25 protein-coding genes are annotated in these 24,133 nt (G+C 49.9%); 14 read left to right on the top strand and 11 right to left on the bottom strand.

The window, feature by feature from the left end; all coding sequences use genetic code 11:
- Positions 1-29 precede the first annotated feature (29 nt).
- The gene (locus AOA63_RS19610) at positions 30-170 is read left to right on the top strand and encodes a hypothetical protein (RefSeq protein WP_171822588.1); all 141 of its coding nucleotides are present in this window, start codon (positions 30-32) and stop codon (positions 168-170) included.
- A 177-nt stretch (positions 171-347) separates the two neighbouring features.
- Here the strand turns inward: AOA63_RS19610 and AOA63_RS02500 are convergent, their stop codons facing one another.
- Positions 348-1,163, bottom strand: a complete 816-nt coding sequence (locus AOA63_RS02500; protein WP_197648374.1) for a DUF6602 domain-containing protein — start codon at positions 1,161-1,163, stop codon at positions 348-350.
- An 899-nt stretch (positions 1,164-2,062) separates the two neighbouring features.
- Between AOA63_RS02500 and AOA63_RS19615 the strand changes: the two genes are divergently transcribed.
- The 4 genes from AOA63_RS19615 (at position 2,063) to AOA63_RS19620 (ending at position 3,942) form a co-directional block, all read left to right on the top strand.
- On the top strand, positions 2,063-2,209 hold the full coding sequence (locus AOA63_RS19615; RefSeq protein ID WP_171822589.1) for a hypothetical protein: 147 nt from the start codon (positions 2,063-2,065) through the stop codon (positions 2,207-2,209).
- Between the two features lie 150 nt (positions 2,210-2,359).
- Positions 2,360-2,695 carry an HNH endonuclease gene (locus AOA63_RS02505; RefSeq protein WP_053958237.1) on the top strand — a complete coding sequence of 112 codons (336 nt, stop codon included), beginning with the start codon at positions 2,360-2,362 and terminating at the stop codon, positions 2,693-2,695.
- Positions 2,696-2,750: 55 nt separating this feature from the next.
- Entirely contained in the window at positions 2,751-3,287 is a 537-nt protein-coding gene (locus AOA63_RS02510; RefSeq protein ID WP_053958238.1) for a hypothetical protein, read from the top strand.
- A gap of 517 nt (positions 3,288-3,804) precedes the next feature.
- Positions 3,805-3,942 (top strand): hypothetical protein, encoded by a 138-nt coding sequence (locus tag AOA63_RS19620; protein WP_171822590.1) that lies wholly within the window; start codon positions 3,805-3,807, stop codon positions 3,940-3,942.
- A 66-nt stretch (positions 3,943-4,008) separates the two neighbouring features.
- Here the strand turns inward: AOA63_RS19620 and AOA63_RS19625 are convergent, their stop codons facing one another.
- The 4 genes from AOA63_RS19625 to AOA63_RS02530 form a co-directional block, all read right to left on the bottom strand.
- Positions 4,009-4,155, bottom strand: a complete 147-nt coding sequence (locus tag AOA63_RS19625) for a hypothetical protein (RefSeq protein ID WP_171822591.1) — start codon at positions 4,153-4,155, stop codon at positions 4,009-4,011.
- Between the two features lie 1,181 nt (positions 4,156-5,336).
- Positions 5,337-5,648 carry an L-rhamnose mutarotase gene (locus AOA63_RS02520; RefSeq protein ID WP_053958240.1) on the bottom strand — a complete coding sequence of 104 codons (312 nt, stop codon included), beginning with the start codon at positions 5,646-5,648 and terminating at the stop codon, positions 5,337-5,339.
- 31 nt (positions 5,649-5,679) lie between these two features.
- Positions 5,680-7,017 (bottom strand): MFS transporter, encoded by a 1,338-nt coding sequence (locus AOA63_RS02525; RefSeq protein ID WP_053958241.1) that lies wholly within the window; start codon positions 7,015-7,017, stop codon positions 5,680-5,682.
- Between the two features lie 135 nt (positions 7,018-7,152).
- Positions 7,153-7,935 carry an IclR family transcriptional regulator gene (locus AOA63_RS02530; protein ID WP_053958242.1) on the bottom strand — a complete coding sequence of 261 codons (783 nt, stop codon included), beginning with the start codon at positions 7,933-7,935 and terminating at the stop codon, positions 7,153-7,155.
- A 213-nt stretch (positions 7,936-8,148) separates the two neighbouring features.
- On the opposite strand from AOA63_RS02530, the gene AOA63_RS02535 reads away from it, so the two are divergent.
- The 9 genes from AOA63_RS02535 (at position 8,149) to AOA63_RS02575 (ending at position 17,053) form a co-directional block, all read left to right on the top strand.
- Complete coding sequence (locus AOA63_RS02535) at positions 8,149-8,937, top strand: hypothetical protein (RefSeq protein ID WP_053958243.1); 789 nt, start codon at positions 8,149-8,151, stop codon at positions 8,935-8,937.
- A 36-nt stretch (positions 8,938-8,973) separates the two neighbouring features.
- Positions 8,974-9,969 (top strand): 2-dehydro-3-deoxy-L-rhamnonate dehydrogenase, encoded by a 996-nt coding sequence (locus tag AOA63_RS02540; RefSeq protein WP_242848362.1) that lies wholly within the window; start codon positions 8,974-8,976, stop codon positions 9,967-9,969.
- Between the two features lie 87 nt (positions 9,970-10,056).
- On the top strand, positions 10,057-10,953 hold the full coding sequence (locus AOA63_RS02545) for a fumarylacetoacetate hydrolase family protein (RefSeq protein WP_053958245.1): 897 nt from the start codon (positions 10,057-10,059) through the stop codon (positions 10,951-10,953).
- Positions 10,954-10,983: 30 nt separating this feature from the next.
- Positions 10,984-11,745 (top strand): SDR family NAD(P)-dependent oxidoreductase, encoded by a 762-nt coding sequence (locus AOA63_RS02550; RefSeq protein ID WP_053958246.1) that lies wholly within the window; start codon positions 10,984-10,986, stop codon positions 11,743-11,745.
- Positions 11,746-11,787: 42 nt separating this feature from the next.
- On the top strand, positions 11,788-12,981 hold the full coding sequence (gene rhmD, locus AOA63_RS02555) for an L-rhamnonate dehydratase (protein WP_053958247.1): 1,194 nt from the start codon (positions 11,788-11,790) through the stop codon (positions 12,979-12,981).
- Positions 12,982-13,120: 139 nt separating this feature from the next.
- The gene (locus AOA63_RS02560) at positions 13,121-13,957 is read left to right on the top strand and encodes a (Fe-S)-binding protein (RefSeq protein ID WP_053958248.1); all 837 of its coding nucleotides are present in this window, start codon (positions 13,121-13,123) and stop codon (positions 13,955-13,957) included.
- Positions 13,958-15,409, top strand: a complete 1,452-nt coding sequence (locus AOA63_RS02565; protein WP_053958249.1) for a lactate utilization protein B — start codon at positions 13,958-13,960, stop codon at positions 15,407-15,409.
- 18 nt (positions 15,410-15,427) lie between these two features.
- Positions 15,428-16,021, top strand: a complete 594-nt coding sequence (locus AOA63_RS02570; RefSeq protein ID WP_053958250.1) for a LutC/YkgG family protein — start codon at positions 15,428-15,430, stop codon at positions 16,019-16,021.
- Positions 16,022-16,792: 771 nt separating this feature from the next.
- Complete coding sequence (locus AOA63_RS02575) at positions 16,793-17,053, top strand: hypothetical protein (RefSeq protein WP_053958251.1); 261 nt, start codon at positions 16,793-16,795, stop codon at positions 17,051-17,053.
- Between the two features lie 106 nt (positions 17,054-17,159).
- Here the strand turns inward: AOA63_RS02575 and AOA63_RS02580 are convergent, their stop codons facing one another.
- The 6 genes from AOA63_RS02580 to AOA63_RS02605 form a co-directional block, all read right to left on the bottom strand.
- Positions 17,160-18,521 (bottom strand): MFS transporter, encoded by a 1,362-nt coding sequence (locus tag AOA63_RS02580; protein ID WP_053958252.1) that lies wholly within the window; start codon positions 18,519-18,521, stop codon positions 17,160-17,162.
- 76 nt (positions 18,522-18,597) lie between these two features.
- Positions 18,598-19,464 (bottom strand): hydroxymethylglutaryl-CoA lyase, encoded by an 867-nt coding sequence (locus tag AOA63_RS02585; RefSeq protein ID WP_053957971.1) that lies wholly within the window; start codon positions 19,462-19,464, stop codon positions 18,598-18,600.
- Positions 19,461-20,540: a hypothetical protein gene (locus AOA63_RS02590; protein ID WP_053958253.1), complete on the bottom strand. Its 1,080-nt coding sequence runs from the start codon at positions 20,538-20,540 to the stop codon at positions 19,461-19,463. The genes AOA63_RS02585 and AOA63_RS02590 overlap by 4 nt, the downstream gene beginning before the upstream one ends.
- Before the next feature lie 23 nt (positions 20,541-20,563).
- Positions 20,564-21,760 carry a CaiB/BaiF CoA transferase family protein gene (locus tag AOA63_RS02595; RefSeq protein ID WP_053957974.1) on the bottom strand — a complete coding sequence of 399 codons (1,197 nt, stop codon included), beginning with the start codon at positions 21,758-21,760 and terminating at the stop codon, positions 20,564-20,566.
- A 3-nt stretch (positions 21,761-21,763) separates the two neighbouring features.
- Positions 21,764-22,561, bottom strand: coding sequence for an IclR family transcriptional regulator (locus AOA63_RS02600; protein WP_053960593.1), 798 nt, complete (start codon positions 22,559-22,561; stop codon positions 21,764-21,766).
- A gap of 598 nt (positions 22,562-23,159) precedes the next feature.
- Complete coding sequence (locus tag AOA63_RS02605) at positions 23,160-23,660, bottom strand: GNAT family N-acetyltransferase (protein ID WP_053958254.1); 501 nt, start codon at positions 23,658-23,660, stop codon at positions 23,160-23,162.
- Positions 23,661-24,133 lie beyond the last annotated feature (473 nt).

A 24,133-nucleotide genomic window follows, 5' to 3' on the forward strand; every position in this document is an offset into this window, starting at 1 on the left:
TAACTACGCCACGCACTATGCATTGCGTGATGGGTGAAAGCCGTGGAATTTATCCCGAGGGTCTAGATGGCACCTGCGTGGTAATCGCGTCGGTGAAACCCAATGCGGCCATGCAAACCGCGTCCACGAACTCCTTGGAGCGGCTCAATCGGGAAGAGGATCAGCGATGAGTGGGACATTTTCCCCGGCAGGTATGTCAGTCAAACATCCATGGAAAAATTGCAGCGCCAGGCGGACGCGCCGCAGAGATGACCTGCAGAAGACGACAAACAACGCGCTGAGACAGCTCTCAGGAAACCGAAGCTTTTTACACCACTTGACAAGACATGATCCATCCTTGCTATTCTTTACGGAAAAAAATCAAAATTGGACCTTTGTACGTTGGCCAAATACGGTATTACATTCATCCAACTAGCGGAAACGCCAGATAGTGCAACGGTTAGGTGGCTAAACAGCATTAGCAAGTTGCCGTCTTGGCCTGTGGAGACCAGCCATTTTTTCGTAGGATCTTGCGCACGATGGGCGTCGCTTAAAAAGGTTATAGGACTATTGTCAAACTGTACAAATCCTTTACCAAGAATCACAATCAGATCAGCTAATGGACTTGGGATGTTCATTCGGGATTTTAAATCTGGTGCCATACTCGGCATTGTGATGTTGTTGTTTTGCACATAACGATTTATCCAGCCATACACGGTACTCATATTTGCTGGACCGTCGTACGCCACAATGCAGGAGAAGATACCTGGAGGTTGATACCCGGTATAAAAACTAGTTACCATGTTTCGCTGGAGGGATTTGGTGTTGCGGATCGAATTAAATGCTGCTGTCAATTCTCCTTCCGTTAGCGCAGATTTCACTTCAATAGTGGCCACAACGGACTCGACAAAAAACCCGTTAATGCCGCCGCCGAAGTCAAGCTTTGGGTAGTTTTTCTTGTATAGCACAATGTCTACTTGATTTCGTTGCTGGTTAGGTTGTGAATCACAATCAATAATCTCACCGTTTCCGAATCCGATGAGTTCCGACAAATGACTTTGCAGGAACTCTTTGATAAAAGCTTCTCGGGGGGTTCCCTTATGTAGCGAGTGCCCCGAATTATCTGGGATTCTTGAGATCGCCAACAGTTTGTTCTCGTATGCATTGATGTGTTCAACTAACATAATAATCTCCTCCACCGTGATGACTTTATTATCATTTCTGGTTGTCTCTCTTCGAACGCTATAGACTTTGGGGTGAACGGTCGACTCGCTATCCGTCTATAAACGCTCTCATTTAGCTTTCTAACGACATAATAAGGCCAAGCCGTTCTTTTGGGATCGCATGAGGAGTGTTTGACGGCGACTGTCCATAATTTAATCACCTACCCAAAGGGGCTGTCGGTTCTGTGAGATGTGAAAAGGTAAGCGCGGCGATCGTTAATTCATCGTATTCATTTATTTGACTTCTTTAATAATAAATACATCTGCATTTCGGCTAGTCGACTATAATAAAATAAAAAGAAAATAACGGGTCCGCACCGCGTACCCCGATTTCAGGGTGATATAATGATCCGCGCAGTCCTTCCGAGGAAATCGGCGCGGGAGGGCATATTGACAAGTGTCAAACAATTATAGCCAAAACAGCATAATATGCGACAGTATGCATTAGGGGGTGTCGTATGCCGCGACGTCGAAAAGCTGAGACAAATCATGTCGAGCTGGGGTTTGAGAAAACGCTTTGGCAGGAGGCGGATAAGCTTCGCAATAATGTGAATGCGGCTTATTTGTGGGCCCAAAAGAATCTTGTGCTTTGCGGTGTCTTGTCACACCCATGAGCCCGCCGGTCTCGGTGGGTTATTTTTTAAACAACTCAACTTTCTCAGGTAAAAACTGAGCCTTTTGCCTTGAGCTATGCCGCTTTGCGGGCTTTTTGAGCGGAGCTTGACTTCTGGAGGCCGTCGATCCGGTCGCGGAGTGGGGCCGGAAGTTTTTGCAGGCACGCTTGATGGAGTGCTTCGACTGGGCCGGGTGTCAAATCCAGCGTATCGTGCCGCGCCGCCTCGAAGGCGGCCATGAATCTGATGCCAGATGATGGACCTGGTTGCCGCGAGCATCCCGTGGTAGAAGTACTTGCAGCGCCCGCAGCAGGATTGGACCGGCATTCCCGCGCTCGATGTCCAGGCTATGTGCTGGAAAACGTATCCCGCTTTCCCCGCTCTAAGACGTGACGGCAGGAAACCCGGCGTTAATTGACCGGGTCTCCTGACTGTATATGCCAAACAGGTACCTGCAACTCGTTTGGCGACTATAATGGAGTACGAATAGTTGGCGTTTGGACGAGCATGATGTAAGACCCGGTAATCTTGAGGAGAGAGGTCATGGACTGTATCATTTGTCTGACTCCCTTGTCAAACAACGGCACAATCGAACACGTGATACCAGATTCAATTGGAGGAACGTTGACATTCCAAGATGTCTGTTCTAGTTGCAATAGCCTGTTGGGAACCCATGTGGATTCGCTGTTGCTGAACAACTTTTTCGTTGCTACCGCGAGGGCAAGGCTTCGTATACCAGGCAAAGGCGGCGATGTACCCAACCCGTTTGACTATGTGATATTGACCGACGATCATGGCAATCAATATCGATATCATTTGGACCCTGAGGGAAACCCGGACCGTTTGGAACTGATTCCGAGGAAAGAAGCCAATAGCTAGTGACCACACCGTTCGATTTTGGTTTGATGGCCAAGATGAGCGGCTAGATGAGAAGATGGATCGATTTATAGAGCGGCAGAAGAGAAAGGGCGTCAAGGTCACGGAAACCGACAGGGTTTCCTTCCATGAAGACTTCCCACGCCTTAACATGACAATGCAAATGAGCATGATCGACTGGCAACTCGCTATCTTAAAAATTGCATATGAATTTGCTTATCTGCATATAGGACCTTCATACCTGAACGATGCAGTTGCAGTGAGACTCCGGACGTTGTTGAGAGAAGCGCCAGTGGATCAAAAACGCCTACAAGCGGCCAACATTTCAGGTACTATTCAATTCGTGTCTAATACTGAAAAGCAGGTCAATCCTCTTAAATCCTTCTGCTCACCAGATACTCTGCTCGTAGCGTTTGTCCCGAGTGGCGGAGTAGGCTATGTATACGTGAACATTTTTAATCTCTTTGAAGGACGAATCGTCGCTGTGGAAACGGTGGAGCCCACAATTTCCTCATGGATTTATTTTCGCGACCTTAAGCGCGAGATCGAGTTCACAGGAAACCTTGGCGAGTTCTTCGCGACGCATCGGCCTTAGCGGGCTCTAGCGAGATCTTCAGAGTGCATAGTATATACAGAGAGTTTTCAATCTACTTATTGAGGAGTTTACCGCGGGGTTATTACAGTACGCTTGCCTCCGATCAATGGTTGCGTACAACTCTTTGCTAAGGCATGCAAATGGCTCAAAGCATGTGGTGTTTCGCGTGCGGTGGCTTCACAAGGTTTTCGCTCTTGTTAGAAGCTGTCGAGAGTTTGTAGTCCCGATGCCACTCCCACGCCTCATTTGGGCCTCATTTGGGTTATACGTTATACAATGCATATCCCAACGGGGAATAACCGCTATTTGAGCCATTTCATTGCCGAGTGGAATATATGTGGCCACGACCCCGTTAGGACGCCTTAAACTGCGAAAACTCCGATTGCTCCGGGCACCACGCTCCTCGTTGTAAGGAGGATTCTGCAGAAATGCTCCCGACATGGTGATATGATACAAGCGTCCTCAGAAGAAAAGAAGAAAAAGGATGGCCAGAGATTTAGAGGAGAGAGGTTTTGACGTGGGTGAGATAACGTTGAGCGTCTTGGAGATCGGCATCCGTCGGAATCCAGCTCTCGTAGCGGGCTCGTCGGGAGAAATGTTCCAAGAGCAAATCGGCGCGGATAGCGGACTTTTGGGAGATCCAAATTTGCCGTAAACGCTTGTTGCGGGTCTGGTGGTCGAAAGAGGCTGAATAGGACTTGTGCTGAAACTGATGTTCGACTCAATGCACAGCGGCATAAAACATCAGGGTCATCTGCCACGGTCGGCTGGCTTCCCCGCATTGAGGATCGCTGTGTAAGGTGGCTAAATGCTGCGCCAGTTGTTCATTGGCCGTGACTTGGGTGGCATGTGAGGTCCTCGTGCCCATACGGCGGTAGCAAAAAAGTTTATTCTTCTTGCCGTCTCGCGACGGATAGAGGGGGCAAACAACGTCCCAGGGGAGTTATATATTGACAGGTCCCCTCGATCCCGGAACCGGAGGGTGATCAAGGGGTTGCGAGCTATCCGTTTCGGCAGGACCTTACCTCATTCTGTGAGACCTACGCGATCAGGCGATTTGTCTAGATATTGGGTAAAGAAAACATCAAACATCACAGGAGAAAAGTTACTGGAGAGCTGTTGTCACAATTTTTCTACTTGAGGCCGACGCCGTTTTACTTTCGCAGGCCTCCGAGCGACTTCTCAGTATAAATGCTCACACCATGGTGTTCGCTAGTTGATAAAATTTTGACGCAATTCGTCTAGGCTAACACCAATTTTTGGGAAGGTACTGGATTTATCATCCAGCAACACGATGTAGGTGGTGCCATCTACTACCACAGGGTTCCTAAAAAAGAGCATAACACCCGAGTGAAGAAGTCCTTTTGTTCCGACGTATTTAGTCCCCGTTGACTATCAGGAGTCAACGGAATTCCGATCGTCCCATCCGGAATAAACGTCGTGGCTTCGGTGCTCTCGCGTTCTTGTTCTGCCCAAACCCTAACCTAATCCCGTATGCCCAGGAGATCTATCGGATGGAAGTATGTGATGTGCAAGGCCCATGCTAGAAGCAAGTCGAGACGAGCGATATATTCCGCCGTACTGGATGTGATGCTTATCTCACCAGTTCAGCCATGCATAACCAAGAATCTAGCAAATACTATGGCGGGAATCCCACGAATGTTTAGCGTGGCCTTGATTTGTCTTGATATTGGTCAGAACGTGATTAATTATTGCGTCTATGAGCGCATCAACAACACTATGACTTTGCATGGCTGTGTCAAACTTAGCCTGTCCCCTGAAGGACGTGACGACCTGTAAGCGAGTCTGAATCACATTCCATTTTACAAATTCAGCTCCAAATACTCCAATGGACGCCAGCGTTGTGTCTTGATTGCAGTGTCGCCTGCGTGATATGCCCAGTATCCGAAGTGAAGCGTGTGGAAGCTAATGGTATCGACTCAAAACGTGCGAAAATTAAGGGATACACAGGCAATATATTGTGCTTGTAAGGATGACCTAAAACGGCACACCAAAAGAAAGGCATGCCGTTTTGTTTGACAGTCAAAATTATCCGTGAAAATGGAATACTTCAGGAATGATGTGCATAGAATTTCCCTGCTCGTCAGTCATTAAAATGTCAGCCATGTACTCCTGCCATTTTTTATTGGTCGGATGGCTAGACAAAATTTGCATGGCTTCAGTAAAATCACTGACCTCCATATAGGCGAAGAGGGTATTTCCGTACATGAAGATACTATACGTCTGTATCCCTACTGCCTTAAAAGCCCGTAGTAGTTCTGGATAGACATGCTGATGGCGAATTTGATACTCTTTTTCGGTTCCAGGATGGATCTTTAAGACAAATCCCACGCGTTGCACAGGTTCCACCTCCATAGTAACGGGGAAATATTTACGCCATAGATTTCACTGGATTAATTTCTTCGAGGGTCTTGCCACTTGTTCGAGGTCCAAATAGACCTCCTACGATGAGGTTGTAGGTGAACATGAGGGTAATCATCAAGGCAACTGCCTTAAAGCCTCCAATAGCGGCCGTCACAACCGGGAGGTAAAAACTCCAAATGCCTAATATGAGACGCATAATCGACCATAAGAAACCTTGGGCAGTATTGCGAATTTCAGTAGGAAATAATTCCACGGACCAAATTCGTTGTAATGGCCATAAACCGATACCTTGCCCGACGCCGAATAAGATAACGTTGGCATACGCGACAAACGGATTGGTGATGGGAGCAAATAACAAGATAAAGAAGGCCAGGGCACATAAGAACGAGCTAATCGCATAAAGCACGCGTCTATCAATGCGATCATTTAGTGGCATAAAGACAAACACGACCGCTAAAATGGCTAATAAAAAATAGAGAATTTCCATCAGGTCAGAGGTTGTGGCCTTTGTTGCACCAATTGTTTTAAAAATGTAGGGGAAGAAGAATCCGTATGTGCCCGCAGGTATACCCCATAATACATAAATTGGGGTGATAAACAGTAACCTTTTTACGTTTGTCCGTTGAAATAAATCTTTGAAACTCATTTTAGCGGAGGTCGCTGGTTGTGGAGCGAGGGGGACAGTAATTTCCTGTTCTAAAAAAAGGTTTTCAGTTTTTCCATGGCTATACGCCCAGCGAGGTGATTCGACGAGGGAACGCCGTAATAAATAAGTTGCCAGAGCGACAATGAATAGACTTCCAAATAAAAGACGCATGCCGAGTAACCCGAGGGGATTAAGTGCCAAGGCTAATAAGAGAATGACAATGGGACCCACATACCAAAATATGTTTGTCATTCCCATCAATTTCCCTCGGGCTCTTTTGGGGGCATACTCGGCTATGAGAGACCATGAAGTCGGAACGTCTGCTCCCACTGCAAAACCCATAACAAGGTAGCCGGAAATTAACATGAAGGGACTTAAAGCAAAAATTACGAGGAGGGTGCCAAACATGTAAAGAAGCAAATCGATATTGTAAATGAATTTGCGGCCAAATCGGTCACCTAAAAATCCGGCAACAAAAGCTCCTAGGGCGGTAGAAATGCCATTAGAGCTGAAGGCTGCAATGAGCCCGACAAGGGATAGACTCATATGAAAATATTTAATCCATAATAGTAATGCCACACCGCCGGCTACGATGGACCCTGCATCCAAATAATCCCCCATGCCGGATAGAACCGTCCACCACCAATGTTTCCCGGTTAATTGCGAATCGTCAATGTTCGTAAATACGGAGTGGGACATGATTCTGCCTCCTTAGATAAATGGCAATAAAGTTCACAAATATGAAAATTAGTTCATAACGAACTGTATAATATATTCGCTATTAGTCGCACAATTCCTTCTTATATGACTAGCGCGCGAAAATTTTTTACAATGTCATGATTGCGGTGTTCGCCATGCTTCTGGGTCTGTGGCTCCACATTCTTGAGCAATGAGATGGCTGTAGCGAGTAATCGTTTGAACCATGCGGTCTCGATGAGAGGGACTAAATCGGTCTTTTGGGACCGAAATACTTAAGGCCGCCATGACGTGGTTGTTCATTCCCAAAATAGGAACAGCGACACACCGAATATCCGGGGAATATTCGCCCCAGTCTGTGGCATATCCGTCTATTCGAGTGACATCAAGTTTCTCTAACAGTTTTTGCAGGGTAGGGGTGGTGATAGACGTATAAGTGGGCAACTTATCGGGATATAGTCGGGTGACCTCGGTTCTTGGCAACGCGGCTAGGATAGCTTGGCCAATGCCGGTAGCATAGGCTGGAAGACGAATCCCGACATGAGACGCTAACTGTAAAGGATGGCTGGACTCAACTTTTGCGACATACATAACGTTGCCTTGGTCCAAAATGGCTAATTGAACTGTCTCGTTTAACTCGTTGCGAATAGTTTGTAAGTACGGCCACGCTACAGGAACAATTTGAATACCTTGAGCCCATGTCGATGCCCATTCCCATATTCTGCTGCCCAAACTGTAACGCTTGGTTACGTGATTATATGTTAGAAGCCGTTGTTGGGTCATTGTTGTCAATAATTCATGTAGGCTGCTTTTGGGTAATTGGCTCGTTTCCAGCAGCTCCGAAAAGGTTAAGCCGGGAGGATGAGCAGATACTATTTCTAAAATGTCTGCGACGCGAAGTGCAGATTTTACGGAATTCAAAGCTAACCTCCTAAAGAAAATCATCGGTATATTTGTATAGATATTAAAAAGGCAAGTCGAATTTGTGATTGTTATCTTACCATATGTGTTGGAAAGCCCTAAAGCGATAGAGCCAAAACTTTTATCTTGTATCCCAGCAGGAAATATATCGATGATGTCGAATAGAATATATAACGAACCAAAGTTCATAAATAAGAACTGGAGGCGTTGGATTTGTACAATGTTTGGGTTGAAGAGGTTGCCGATTTGGGTAAAGTTCCTGGGCCGGAAATATTTTGGATGGCGCGTTTTGGAGAATGGTTGCCCCTGAAGATTCATGTTCTTTTAATAGTCGGTGAGGGACGTACCATTTTAGTGAATACAGGTCCGCCGTTAGATTATTTGGATCACATGAACAGCGTGTGGCGTGAAGAGTTGGGGGATCAGGCCCATATTACTGTGCAGCCATCTCAACATATCGAAACCGTGCTCAGCCGTCATGGCATATCGTGTGAACAGGTCGATACCATCATTGTCACCCCGTTACAGGCGTATGCGGATGGTAATATTGATAAGTTTCCGAACGCTACGATTTGTCTTTCACGTACCGGATGGGTTGATTTGTGTGCTCCGCGATTTTTCGATCCACGACGCCATATGGCTATTCCAGATCGGTTACTTCAATATCTGATGTTTACGGCGTGGCCAGAGAAACGGGTTCGTCTGTTAAAAGATGAAGACTATATTGCACCGGGACTCCACACGATCTGGGTCGGAACGCATCATCGGAGTTCTTTGGCTGTCATGGTGTCCACGGCTCGGGGCCTGGTGGCGTTTAGTGACATCGTTTTTTACTATGAAAATATTGAAAGAAATCATCCGCTGGGAATTCAGGAGAGCATGGAAGAATGTCGCATTGCTTACCAGATGCTGAGAGATAAAGCCGACGTCGTCGTTTCCCCGTACGATCCATCGACTATGACGCGATTTCCGCAGGGGGTCATAAGCGTTGCCACCGAATAGACTGGTACGGTGAATTCAAGGAGAGGGCGAACAGTGATGAAAACGTTAACGTGGACTGCTAATGAGACGATGAGCATTTTATCGGTTCCCGAGTCGATGCCGGAGCCGGGATGGATTGCATTGCGGGTCGCGGGGGTAGGTATTTGTGGCTCTGAGCTTTCTGGTTACTTGGGACACAATGAACTACGAAAACCGCCGTTAATCATGGGGCACGAGTTTTCCGGAGTGGTTGAGGATGTCGGTGACGGGGTAACAAACGTTAAAATTGGCGATTTAGTCACCGCCAATCCCTTGGTAACGTGTGGAAAATGCCTCCATTGCTTGCAGGGAGAGCGGCAACGTTGCGACTCGCGCCGCATTATTGGGATTGATTTTCCGGGGGCTTACGCGGAGCGTGTTGTGGTTCCGGCTCATCAATGTTATTTGGTAAAAGAGCCCATTGACGGGGCCCTTGTTGAGCCGCTGGCGTGTGCCGTTAGAGCCGTCGGACTCGCCCGGTTAAAAGTCGGGGATACGGCGGTCGTCATCGGAGCCGGCATCATAGGACTGATGACAGTACGGTTACTGGAATTATCAGGGGCTGGACGCATTGTCGTTGTCGAACCGAATGACAAACGCTTAAAGATAGCCCAACTTTGGGGTGCGACTGAAATAGTGCCTAATCTGGATGCATTGGTCACAGATAATCGCACCAAGGGTGTGGATTGTGTGATCGATGCGGTGGGCTTGTCGGTGACCCGGCGGGATAGTTTGAATGTACTCCGTCGAGGAGGCCGAGCGGTCTGGATTGGACTTCATGAAGCTTTAACCCATCTCGATGGGAATCAGATCGTTCGTGACGAACTGGAAGTGCGCGGTAGCTTTTGCTATACCGATGATGAATTCATCCGTGCAGTGCGTTTGATTAATTCGCAACGATTTCTTCCTTTAAACCGTCAATGGCTCGATGTCAGATCTGTCGAAGAAGGGCCTACGGCGTTTAAAGAATTAGTCAGTGGCTCCCCATTTGCCAAAATCATCCTAACTTTTTAGAGTTTGGACGTGTCTCCGTGACTCGTCACCATGCACTCACTTCCATTCATTAAACGCTGAAATTATTGGCATACAGGGGGTTAAGAGATGAAGCTGGCCAGTGCCCTCATTAAAGGGCGTGAGCAGGTGGTCTGGGTTGCCTCGCAGGGCTATGTATCGTTAGTGGACTTAGCAGCATATTACGGGAAAAAAATCAATCCTTTCACCATGGAGCAATTGATGCAAGATGCGGACCGATTTCATTATTGCCAAGACCTAATTCAAAGAGCTCTCACGGATCAACTGGTGTGGGATACCCCGATTGATAAATTATTGGCGCCTGTGCCTTATCCAAAAAAAATTCTATGCGTGGGGCTAAATTATCGTCCTCATGTGCGAGAGTCTCAAATGGAAATACCAGAGTATCCGGTATTATTTTCGAAATATCCCAACGCTGTCGCGGCATCCGGCGATTTGATTCATCCGCCTCGGGATGCTCGAGAGATGGATTACGAGGCGGAACTCGTTCTGATTATCGGGCGAACGTGTTCGCACGTCACGGAAGACACCGCTTTGGATCATGTATTCGGTTATTGTAATGGCAATGACATTTCGGCTCGCGACTTGCAATTCCGTACGGGGCAATGGGTATTAGGCAAGAGTTGCGATGGATTTGCGCCGATGGGTCCTTATGTCGTAACGTCTGAAGATGTTTATGATCCCGATAATTTAGAGATTATTGGGAAACGAAACGGGGAAATCGTTCAACATGCCAACACCCGCGAAATGATTTTTTCATGCCGATATCTTATCAGTTACATTTCTCATTATATGACGCTCCATCCCGGTGATGTGATATTTACGGGCACTCCTGAAGGGGTGATTTTGGGACAACCCATCAGTGACAGAAACTGGTTAAAACCTGGCGAAACTCTTACGGTATCCGTCGAAGGACTGGGAGAATTGATAAATGAAATGGGAACACCGAAAGATGACAACCAGTAAGGAAGTGTAAGAGAAAAGGGGGTTCACATCATGGCATTGACAGGAAAAGTGGCGGTTGTCAGCGGGGCCTCCCGTGGTATTGGTCGTGCGATCGCCATACGCATGGCCCAGGAAGGGGCCCGGGTAGTCATTGATCATCCCGGAGATGATGACGCCGCGTTTGAAACAATGTCGGAAATTAAAAAATTTGGTGGTGAAGTGATTAGTGTTCAAGCCGATGTATCAAGCTCCACAGAGGTGGAATTTCTGTTTCGAAAAACTCTGGAAACATATCATACTGTAGACATTTTAGTTAATAATGCCGGAATTTGTCCGTTTGTCGATTGGTTTGAGGTGACCGAGGATTTATGGGATCGTGTCCACGCCATTAATTTAAAGGGGACGTTCTTATGTTCCCAATATGCCTCGAAAATCATGCGCGACCATCATCACGGTGGAAGAATCATTAGCATCAGTTCTATTTCGGCCTTAGTGGGAGGCGGATTACAAACCCATTACACTCCCACCAAGGCGGGAATTCGATCCCTTATGCAATCGTTGGCCATTGTCCTGGGTCCTTATGGTATTACCTGTAATTCTATTCTCCCCGGCAGTATCCTAACCGATATCAATCGCGAGCATTATGCGGATAAGAAAATTTTCGAACGGGATGTGAACCGAATTCCCTTAGGCCGCTTAGGGAATCCGGATGACATCGCTGGGGTCGCGGCCTTTTTAGCTTCAGATGATGCCCGGTATATTACCGGAGCCGATATCCTGGTCGATGGGGGACTGTTTGTGAATTTACAGTGAACGGTCATAAAGAGAGGGTCATCACAAGGAGAGGGATTTTACATGAAAAATGCACTGAAAATTGTGCAATTACGAACGTATACATTATCGCAAGCGGGGGGTGACTATCATGCTCAACATGCGGATCACTGGATTGTGGGAGAAATTGCAACCCCCATGTCCATTTACCCACAATATCGTTCCCGTCGGTCTTCGTGGGGCCTCGATGTTTTAGGAACGATCGTCGTAGAAATTGAAGCCAGTGACGGTAGTCTGGGATTTGGCGTGAGTACTGGAGGACAAATTGCTTCGTGGATTATCGAACATCATTTGTCTCGATTCATTGTGGGGCAAAGTCCATGGAATATTGAGATGATGTGGGATCAAATGTACCGGTCAACTCTTTTCTATGGTCGAAAAGGGGTGGTCATGAACGCCATATCGGCCATTGATTTGGCTCTCTGGGATTTGCTGGGCCATATTCGCCAAGAACCGGTCTATGCCATGCTCGGAGGGGCGGTGCGTGACTCGCTACAATTTTATGCTACCGGGCCCAGGCCTGACGTCGCCAAAACATTGGGGTTTATTGGCGGTAAACTCCCCTTGCAATATGGACCGGCCTCGGGTGAAGAAGGATTACGCAAGAATATTTCGGCGGTTCGTGAAGCGAGAGAGCACGTTGGGGATGACTTCTGGTTGATGCTTGATTGCTGGATGGCGTTGGATTTACCCTATGCGATGCAATTAGCCGAAGCCATGATCCCCTTTCATGTTAAGTGGATTGAAGAATGTTTTCCACCTGACGATATCTGGTCTTATCAGGCATTGCGCCAGGTGCTGAATGGGAACATGTTGGTCAGTACGGGAGAGCACGAAGCGACGCGTTGGGGTTTTCGATTATTATTCGATCATGCGGCCGCCGATTTTATCCAGCCGGACGTCACCTGGTGCGGCGGACTAACGGAATTAATAAAAATCGCAGATTTGGCGGAAAGTCATGGGGCATGGGTTATTCCGCATGGTTCGAGTGTATACAGTTACCACTTTGTTATCACGCGCAATAGCAGCCCGTTTGCCGAATTTTTGATGATGCATAAAGATGCGACGCAAGTCGTGCCGATGTTTTCGCCTCTATTGTTGAATGAACCTGTTCCCCATAATGGGCACATGAAGCTTTCTGATAACCCGGGCTTTGGTGTCGAACTAAATCGAGAAATTTTAAGACCGTTAGGTCACGTTTCCTTGGCGCTGCCTTGACGTCCGTCTGAACCCTATGGAGTTTGGAAACATTATAACTTCCAAACCGAACAATGTGTCGCCGGTTATTCGATGTTAATAATCGCTAAAAAGATATTCGTATCGCATTCATGCGGAACAGAGAAAGAAGGATGATCGGTTGCAAAAACGTGTGCAATTGTTTGTGACCTGCTTGGTAGATCTTGTTCATCCCCAAGCGGCGATGGCGGCTGTCCATGTGCTGGAACGGCGACACGTCTCCGTCGAATTTCCGGAGAATCAAACGTGTTGTGGTCAATTTAGCTATAATGCGGGATATCACCACGAGGCTGCGATCTTAGCGAGGCATTTTTTGACGGTTTTCGAAGCCGGAAGTGACGGCGAACCGCCGGACATTGTGTCCCTATCGGGGTCCTGCGCCGCGATGGTTATCCAAATTTATCCGCAATTATTATATGACGAGGCTTTAGCGGAGGGTGAACCTGAAGAGATGGCTGAAAGCTGGAAACACCGGGCCGTGCAATTGGGCCAACGTCTCCAGGAATGGACGCTGTGGTTGGGACAGCATTTTCCTTCGGAATCCGTGACGACACCGAAACTCCCTGTGGCCTATCATTTGGGCTGTCATATGCGTCGTTTGTTGCCAAGTGCGAAGGACACGGCACAAATTTTGGGGCACTACGGCATCGAAGCCATAGAACCTGACGATGCGGACCAATGTTGTGGGTTTGGTGGAACGTACAGTTTTACGGAACCGATTATCTCGACCACGTTAGCGGATGAGAAATGGCAACACCTCGATCAATTACGCCAGAGTACGGGGGCCCTGTGCTTGACCAGTGCGGATCTGGGATGTCTTCTCCATCTGAAAGGCCGTTTCATGCGGCAAGGCTATACATTCCCAGCGTGTCATGTCGCGGAATTGGTGGATTTGGCAGATCGCAAACGTCTGACCGCGGAACGGATTCAAGCGACCGGATTCCAAGGAGGCCGATAAATGGCGGGACAACTCCCTTATGATCATCGTCCCTGGCCGCAAAGACGCACCCAGGCGTTGCACGATGACACGATGCGTCACACGATCGGTTTTGTGACACGACGCTTTACCGTCGCCAAACGAGACGTGTACCGCCAACATCCAGAGCTTGAAGCTTTCCGCCTTTTGGCCCTTCACGAAAAGCGGCAAGCCATTCGTGATCTCCCGGAACTCCTCGAGACACTCCGAGAGCGGATTGAAGCGCATGGCGGACATACCTATTGGGCGACGAATGCCCACGACGCCGTTCAACGTGTGCTGAACATTGCGCATGATGAGCAGGTCCGTTTGGTGATCAAAAGTAAATCGATGGTGACTGAAGAAATTGAATTAAACCGATCCCTGGAGCAAGCCGGCATTATGGTCCGGGAAACCGATCTCGGAGAATACATCATCCAATTAGCGAACGAGAAACCGTCTCATATCTTAGCGCCTGCTGCTCATCGGAACCGTCATCAAATCGATGAATTATTCGCACAGGATGCGGCCCGGCACGGGATGATGCCACCTTCAAGCGATGACATTCCCGATTTGACCGCGTATGCCCGGCAACGATTACGGCAAGAGTTTCTGACCGCCGATATGGGCGTCACGGGGGGGAATTTCTTGGTGGCTGAAACCGGGACCCTCGTTCTTATTACCAATGAAGGCAATGCCGATATGGTGACCACATTGCCGCGCATTCTCGTGTCGATTGTGGGCGTCGAGAAAATTGTCCGCGACTGGACCTCGTTAAATCACATCATTCAACAGCCGGCGATGAGTGGGATTGGTCGTCATCTGTCGTCGTATACGACCTTCGTTCAGGGCCCCAAAGAGGTGGGATCTGCCGATGGCCCGGAGCAATGGCATGTTATCTTGGTGGACAACGGGCGCATGGCTTTGCGGGATACGGCATTTGAGGAAGTGTTAAGCTGTATCCGGTGTGGCGCATGTTTAAATGTCTGCCCCGTCTTTCGTGAAGTGGGAGGGCATGCATATGGCAGCGTGTATCCGGGCCCCATTGGCATCGTCGCAACCCCGTTATTGACCGATTTCACGATGTTGTCGGAGTTGCCTTCTTCGCTGTGCACGCTGTGCCATGCGTGCGAAGAAGCGTGTCCCATGGAGATCCCCTTACCCCAATATATTGTGAAGTTGCGGCAGATCAAGGTTAGACGCAAAATGACGCCGGGTCTGTGGGATTGGACGATGAGAACATGGGCTCGCTTTTGGGCAACACCCGGGGGATATCGGCGTGCGGTGCGTATCGCTCGCTTGGCTGCGCGCTTATCTGGTCAACAACAAGCTCTGCACGTGGCACCCGGCATATTTGCGGGATGGTTTGAAACCCGAGACATGCCCGCTGTGGCCAATCAAACTTTTCATGAATGGTGGCGAAAGCGGCATCGACCCATAGCAACAGGTCCATGACGGGAGGATGATGCGGTAATGCCTGTAACGCAACAATTTGATTACCAATGGCAAAAGAATGGGGCAAAAATTTATCATATTGCCAACGCGACGGAGTTGCCCGAAGTCTTGCAACAGATTATCCCGTATGATGATCGGAATAACGCGAGGGCCAACACGATTGTGGTCACGGGACTGCCAGACGCGTGGGGACAGGTTCTGCGACGACTCTGGGAGCCTGACCAACTGGTTGTGTGGAAATCGGACGAAGATGCCGAAGCATTTTGCCGGAACTGCGCCCAAGCGAGCGTAGGCATTACCGGGTGTGCATGGGCGGCGGCCGATACCGGGAGCGTGACTCTGTATGGGACCCGCGCTAACAGCTTGCTCCCGAGTTTATTGCCCCCGGTTCATGTTGTCATCTTATCAGCCTCACAGATATTTCCAACCTTTGCAGAAGGGTTGGCCTATGTACAGTCCTCACTTCAAGAGGGTCCACACTCCGTTTCGCCGCCGTTCATCAAGATTATTGCGGGTCCCAGCATGACAGGGGATATCGAAGGGCAGCTCATTACGGGCGTTCATGGGCCCAAAGACCTTTATGCCATCGTGATCGAGAAGAGTTTGGTCTGATGACGCACGTTTAAAAGGCCAAGGTTTTGATAAGGAGAGATCAGGACAGACATCCATACGGGGGCGTCTTATGAAGCTGTTTTTGAAGTCAACGGGAGAATAAGCCTAATTCCTACGATAACTGAGGTTCTAGAGGATTGGAGTGTGAAGCTCATGCTCCTCATCAGAGTGTCACAGACATTGTAAACCAACACCGTTAGATTCCTGCACGTTTCACCCATCACGTCCGAAGAGAAGCGACATTAATTGTTGTCAGCGATAAAGTATTTCATGAAGTGGACGAGTTGGGCGAATACCCATCGGCCTTCGCCTCCGTAACAAATCACGTCCCTTTTATCAGATATCGCGGCGTGGGAACTCCGGCGTTTGAGGCCGCCGCTCCCTTCTTTTCTGGTATAATGGGATCTAGAGACAACCGTTGATACAACCGTTGATAAAGGCACTCCACCGTGGCCTGTGACATCTGGATCTACGGGGTTGCAGATAGTAGGCCTTTTCTGCGTAAAAGATACAGGCCGCTTCACGATGTCTGCCGACTGTGGAAATTCAGTCCGAACGGCCGACGCTATGCGGGCATTGTCGCGTGTAGTTGGGTGGTCGTCAACCCGCCCACGATGCAACACCACGTCTGCGAGAGCCGACGACCAAAGGTAGGAGCATCGCCCGATGCGCTCAAACTACTGGGTAGTTGACCGAATGGAACACGATCTCTGACAATGCATTAAAAGTTCCCACGCAGTTCAATGCGTGCTCAGGCAAGATGTTCTTAGGGTGATTGACATTCTGGGAACGATTGGTCAAGGACTACGTCACCCCCGGTACCAACAACAATCTTCCGTGAATACGACATTTTGGGAGGTGCATGCTTGCCAGGATGAACTCCGGCATTATGCCTTATGTCGCACGGTCCTTCTGAAAGAAACGCCAGCGGATTCCTATCAACATATTTTGGAGATTGGTCAAGACATTGCGGGATCGGAAGCGAGCATGTATGACGGCATCTACCAAGAAGCTTTGTCGCAAAGGATCTAATTAGTTTCTGAGCAAACATCACGAAATAGAGAGTGCAGAGCGAGAAAACCCCCGGGACTTCCCGGGGGTTTGGCAAGGGGTACATAATAAAGAGCAGGACACGCATTCATACGGAAGAGATGTCTTCCAAACTCCGTCCGTTGGTCCGTGGGCCCATAATACCAATAACCGAAGCCACAATAGCCATCGCGAGCGAAATGAATGCAAAAACGCCCAGGACGCCAAAGGATTTCAATAAGGCCACGATGATAAATCCGACGAGCGCCGAACTTAACCGGCTCCAACTATACGTAAAGCCCACACCGGTTGCTCGAATGCGTGTCGGATACAATTCGGCTTGATAGGAATGAAACAACGTGCTAAACCAGTTATTAAGGAGCGTAATGACAATCCCCAGGGTAATGATGCCCACCGGCGTGCGCATCTGGGAAAAAACTAAACCCGCAATGCCGATACTCAGGGACACGACAACAATTTGCCACTTTCTTTGCCAGCGGTCTGACATCACCATGCCAATGATCGGTCCCAATGGATTAAATAACGCAATTAAAAAGGTGTACAGCAACGAATGAATTAACGTAATCCCTTCACTCACCAACAAGGTGGGAACCCACGATGCGAAACCGTAAAACCCAATGGTTTGGAAGAGATTGAAAATCAATAACATAATCGTACGGGAACGGTAAGGAGGGACCCAAATTTCCCGAAAGTGACCGCGGGATTCATTTTCCTCAGCGCCCGGGCGTACCGGGGGCAAGGATCCGACTTCCTTCGCTACCGCCGTTTCAATGTGTTGCATCACCGCATTAGCTTGGGTCATATCGCCATGATTCTCATACCAGCGCGGGGATTCGGGTAATCCTTGGCGGATCCACCAGACGACAACCGAACCTAAGGCACCGATTAACACCACCCATCGCCATCCAGCCATCAGCACGTGGGTGGGGACGAGAGTATAGGCCAAAAACGCCACGACCGGGACCGCCCAATAGGTGATAAATTGACTGAAGGCAATATAATAGCCGCGCCGGGAGGCCGGAGTCATTTCACTGACATAGGTATCGATGACAACAAGCTGCGCACCGACCCCAAACCCCGCGAGAAGACGGAACACATCAATCCAGACGGCATTGGGCGAAAAGGCCATAAGGATCGTGAAAAACGAATAAATGAGCAACGAATAGACATAACCATTGCGGCGACCAATTTTGTCACTAATATTGCCGAAGATCGATGTGCCAAAAAACATCCCCAAAAATCCCGCGCCCACAAAATAGGCTAATCCGGAGACGGGCATCACTTGAGCATGAACCAGGGCGGCCCCCACGGCCCCCGCCATGAACAATTCGTAAAATTCAAAGAGTCCTCCGGTTGAGACTCTTGCCACTAAGCGTTGAAAATAGGGCGCTGGTGGCAATCGATTCATTCGGTCGGCAATCGTAAAGCGGGTATTTGCAGCCGTTGCCATACTTCATCCACTCCTTTCATGATTTCGATTTATCTGACAATTTTATGCGTAATCATGCTTGCTGCGCCCCCCATGATTAATGCGGGGGCGCCAGGTGTTGCGCAATCACGTTCAATAAGCGCTGCCGAATCCAAGGCAACTGGCTGATGTCAATGTGGGTGGCCAGGCCTTGAGACTGAAAGAAGGCAACAAGTTTTTCCGTATCCAGATTCCCCGCCGCTCCCGGGGCATATGGGCAGCCCCCCAGTCCGGCTAAGGCCGATTCAAATGTGTGAACTCCGAGCTCATAAGCCGTCGCGACATTGGCCAGTCCCCATCCCATGCGGTCATGAAGATGGAGGGCTAAGGGGATTGTCGGTGCGATGGACTGAACCACACGGATGCGTTCTTTGACCTGAAGGGGCGTGGCGGTTCCTAGGGTGTCGGCAATCCCGAGTTCATCCACCCCCATGTCACAATAACGTTCCGCGATCAGGGCGACCGCATGGATGGGGACAACCCCTTCAAAGGGACATTCAAACGCGGTGCTAATAGCGCCTCGGACTTTGAGACCCGCCTCGTGCGCCCGTCTCGTAGCGGCTGTGAGTTGGGACAGCGTCTCATCGCGAGAACGATTAAGGTTGGCTTGGTTGTGACGTTCTGATGCGGACACGACTAGCGTCACCGTATTGGCCCCGGCGGCAATCGCGCGTTCCACGCCTTTGAGATTGGGGGCCAAGGCGATCCACTCCCCCGGAAGGTCTTGCAGCTGGGACAGAACGGCCTCGCCATCGGCTAACAAGGGCACCCAGCGAGGATGGACAAATGCAGCGACTTCGATCGCGTGAATACCGGCCTGGAACAGAGCGCGGATCAAGGCGACTTTGTCGGGAACCGGAACGTAACCCGTGGCATCCTGAAGCCCATCGCGGGGTGTCACATCCACTATCTTGACTGGCGTCATCCCGTCTTTGCCCCCTTCTTTAACAGATTTTTGACGACCTGGCCATGGGCCACGATCACGATGGGACGCCAGTATCCTGGCCCCTCTTCCACCAGACCTTCAGCATCGGGAAATCTCGTGCGTGAAGAGCGGTAGCGCCAAACGACCAGGGAATGCGGGGGCAGTGGTCTTCCCAGATATTGTGTGGGATGGGTCACCACCCCGTGATAAATCGTCGACAAGGCCAAGCCTCCGGCGTACAGTTTGGAGCAAACATAACTGAGATCATAAACGGGCGGATGATGCCAGGTGGCTTGGGTGACGTCGGTGCTTATGGTATGAGGCAAGAGACCTGCGTCCGTAAGACGGTGAAATGTTCGCCAGGAAAAATGCCGGGACCCGTGTCCCACATCCAGCCAAATCCCGCGTTTCACGCCCTCTGCCAAGGCATTTATGGTTGAGGCACTCTGGGCAAAGTGGCCACGTAAGCCATGAAAGACATGCGTCATCACATCGCCGGGTCTTAAGGATTCGACGAGGGACTCAGGCGGTAAAAATGATCCACTGACGTGCACCATCAACGGAACGTGAACCTGTTGGGCAATGGCAATCCCTGTCGTCAGGAGTCGAGCGTCATCGGCGGCGTCAATCTGCCCCAGTCGAATTTTAATTCCCGCGATATCGTGGCCATGGTGTTCCATGAGGTGCTCAATATGCTGGGTATCCAGGGGGGTCAACCCGGGAAATGCTATCCGGGCGGGATGATGTTTCAGGCCATGGGGAAGCAGGGAGATCCAAAGTTTAATGTGGGGCAGGGGCGATCTCCGTGTGGGAACCGGGTCGCGCCATCCCAGGGTCCCCGCATCGCCTCCCACCAAGACGCCCGCGCGCAGTAACACCGGCGGGGATACTCCCAGCGTATCGGGCCCCCAGTGAATATGAACATGGAAATCGGCGAGACCGGGGAGAAGAAGATCCGTATCACGCAAGGAAAACACGCGATCCTCGTCGGGCGTTGCGATACTCCACTGGCTGTTCATGACCAGGGAGCCGTTTCGATCAAATTTTAGTCCGCCCTCAAATTGCCATGTCCCCACTGAGCGTTTCCTCCTTCCGGCCTTTAGCGAATAATTCCTTGGTCACGCCAAACGGCTAACTCTGTGGGAGAAATGTGAAGAAGGGAGGTTAGTACGTCGTCGGTATGTTGTCCGATGGCGCCGCCTGCCCAACGCACGGTTCCGGGATGACGGGTGAGCTTGGGCACAATCCCCAGCATGCCCGTGGGTTCCCCATTATCCTGCGGAACATAGGTAATCATTTGGCGGGATTGAATGTGGACATCTTCGGCAATATCGCGGGCACTCATGACAGGACCGGCTGGAATGCCTGCCTGTAATAAGCGCTGCATCAAATCTGATAAGTCGTGTTCGATGGTCCATGCGGCGATCAGCGTATCGAGTTCGGTCGCATGCCGCACCCGTTGTGCATTGGAACTGAAGCGGGGATCGTGAACCAGTTCGGGGTGTTGCATAACCGTGGTGAGTGCCGCAAATGTCGCCGAACTATTGGCGCCAATGGCAATCCACTGCTGGTCGCGGGTTGGATACGTGTTCGAAGGAGCGGCTCGCAGAAGTTGATTGCCAGTGCGCTCTTGAATAATGCCGGCATTGACATAATCGGGAATCAACGCTTCCGTAATGGCCAGAACCGATTCGACCAACGAGACATCAATGTGCTCCCCTAATCCATCACGACCGCGTTGAACCAGAGCGATGAGAATCCCAATGACCGCATAGAGCGCCGCCAATTCATCGCCGAGCGAGACTCCCGTGCGCACCGGAGGACGATCAGGAAAACCCGTAATATAGCGGATACCTCCCATCGCTTCCGCAATATTTCCAAACCCCGGACGGTCGCGGTATGGACCTGTCAGTCCAAAACCCGAAATGTCCACATAGATGAGTTGCGGATTCAGAGCATGAAGATGCTCATAATCTAATTCCCATTCGGCTAAACGTCCAGGTCGTAAGTTCGCAATGAGGACGTCGCTTTGTTTGGCTAACTCGCGAATGATGTGCTGACCGGTGGGATGTTTCAAGTTGATGGCAACTAATCGCTTGTTGCGCGATTGCATCGACCACCACCATGAATGCCCGTAAGGACTCATAGCCCCCCAATGACGCAGCGGATCGCCCTCTAAGGGTTCCACTTTGATGACGTCAGCGCCAAAATCCGCGAGGATGCGAGTCGCTGACGGGGCGGCGACCAATTGGCCGATTTCCAATACGCGAATGCCTTGTAAGCTCATAGACTCCATGGTTTAGTCTTCCTTATTTACTATGGCCTGTGATGGTTGCGGTGTCGCGGCCAAGGCGTGTTCATTTTTTGCCGAACAGAGAAGTCGCGTAATCTTTTGCGCTTCCTGCTGTAAGGCGGAAATGATGGCGTCTTGACGGTCTGTCACAAACCGTTCTTGGGGACCCGAAATACTTAACGCCGCGATGACGTGGTTGGTTCCGGTGAAAATCGGTACACTGATGGAGCCGAGAGCCGATTCTCGTTCTCCTAAAGATATGGCCCATTGTTTTTCACGAATTTCTTGCCAATCCGAGAAGCTTGGTGGCGACGGTCCGGGAAAGAAGGTTTGAGACTCGTGAATGAGACGATCCCGTGTTTCATCGTCGAGCCATGCGAGTAAAATCCGTCCCGCGGAACCCGCATGTAATGGAAGGGGCGTCCCGACTTGAATCGTATGGCGTAAGGATTCAACCCCTTCGATCCGGGCAATGCACACGCGGGCGGAGCCAACACGGGTGTAAACACTCGCAGTGTCTCGAAAGGTGCTGACGAGGCGTTGTAAACTTTCCTGACTGGCCTGTTCTAAGGCGTGAGTGTTCCGTGAAGGGGACGCCCAGTGGATAAGCCGGGGACCCGGTTGATGAGACGACGTTAAAATGCCGAGGTCAATAAGGGTTTGGACAATACGGTAAATCGTTGGCCGCGGCACGTTTAATTGCCGGCTCAGAGCCTGTAGCGTGATTGAGGAATCCTCGGTGAACCCATCGAGGATTTCTGCCATTTTCACGAGGACAGCAATTCGATTTGCATCGGTTCGCATTGTGGACAACACCTTCCATATTCCGGACACTTTTATTATAGAAATGGGAGAAATAAAAATCAATACAACATGCAGAAATTTTAGAGAGTTTTGCCCGCTGAGATCCATTTCGGCCCGGGGCCGCCTGATAGGAGTGACTATCCAGTCACCTGACACAAGGTTGCTTCCTGCTCTAACCCGTTGACCGTCGAGAAAAGATCGCGCCGAAAGAAGATTTCTTTAATTCCGTCGGTGCGTAGGTTCTAACCTGGGGAAAAATGTTACGGGGTGGACGATGTTGGGGGAATCGTGTCTGCAGGAAATTCTTGCATTGTGCTGGGCGGTATCAGAAACGCAGAGATGCCCATAGTACTGACACACGAGTGGTCTGCACCCTGACGCGCAAGGTGAGCACTCCAATAAAACACGGACACCGTGGGAGGCCTGTCTCACGGGCTGAAACATCCGGTGGAGCGCAACACCGGACCGCAGAAAAATTTCATTTCCCTTAAGAGTGTCAAATTTTCCATTGCACGTGTTGCAGTACTCCCAGTCTACATCATGGACAGTTGGAGACGTGCGTAAAATTTCCGATTGCAATATACGGCTCCGAAGAATTTTATAGAAGTTTAACCATGGTATACTCGTGCACCCAATGCCCATTGGGTTGCAGTATGCTGTCGTGCCGAAGGCCCTCAACCATAAAACCCTGTTTGAGGTATAAATTCAGTGCAGCGCGGTTCTCGCAAATCACCGTGAGTTCTAAACGATGAAACTCATGGCTATGTGCCCAGGCCTCCATGGTCCGAAAGAGTGCGGATCCCAAACCCCGGCCCCGGTGTGCAGCCAGAATTCCCACCACTATGTACCCGGTATGGCGAATCTTGAGCGGGGCCATGGCCTGAAATGTCAAGGCTCCGACCAGACGTTGGCCGTCCGCCACTACCCATATCATAGAACGACCATCCGAGAGAATTTTATGAATGATGTCCCGCTGCTGTGCGACGGTTGTTTGCCGCTCCCCCGGTGCCATGAGCATGAAATCGGTTTCCAGGTCGAGTTGGCGCTGCATGGTCAAAAATGCTTCCGCATCATCCTCGGTGATTTGCCGAATCTCCATATTCCATCTCCTACTCACACTTCACATCATTCTTTCACGGGATATCACTGTCCAAAGCACCTCAACGCGGCGGCAGAAATCACTGGCGGTGTTGAAAGAATTTCGTCCCGCCACACGAGCATAGAGCTGTGGCTTGTTGGCCACAGCGACGCGACAATCCCACGGCTCCTGTGTCGGTTTCCCAGGAAACTTTCATATCAAAGAGTCGTCGAATGGGGTGACGTAGGTCCCAGTGCATAGAGCACATCGATGTCACTTTGGGATGTAAAATCGTCGCGCCAATCCGACCTCGTCCACTAACCGTAATATATCACGAATTGGTCGCATGGTAAGCCTCCGTGTACGCAATCATTCGGGCCTCCTTGTCTATCCATCTGAGGGCGACGCCCTCAGATCCCATATGAAAACCCCGAGAATCCTCATGGTGGTAAGAAAATTCCGTTTTGCGTGGTAGGAAATTTCAGTTCTCGGTG

It is taken from the genome of Sulfobacillus thermosulfidooxidans, assembly GCF_001280565.1.
GTDB classification, from domain to species: Bacteria; Bacillota; Sulfobacillia; order Sulfobacillales; family Sulfobacillaceae; genus Sulfobacillus; species Sulfobacillus thermosulfidooxidans_A.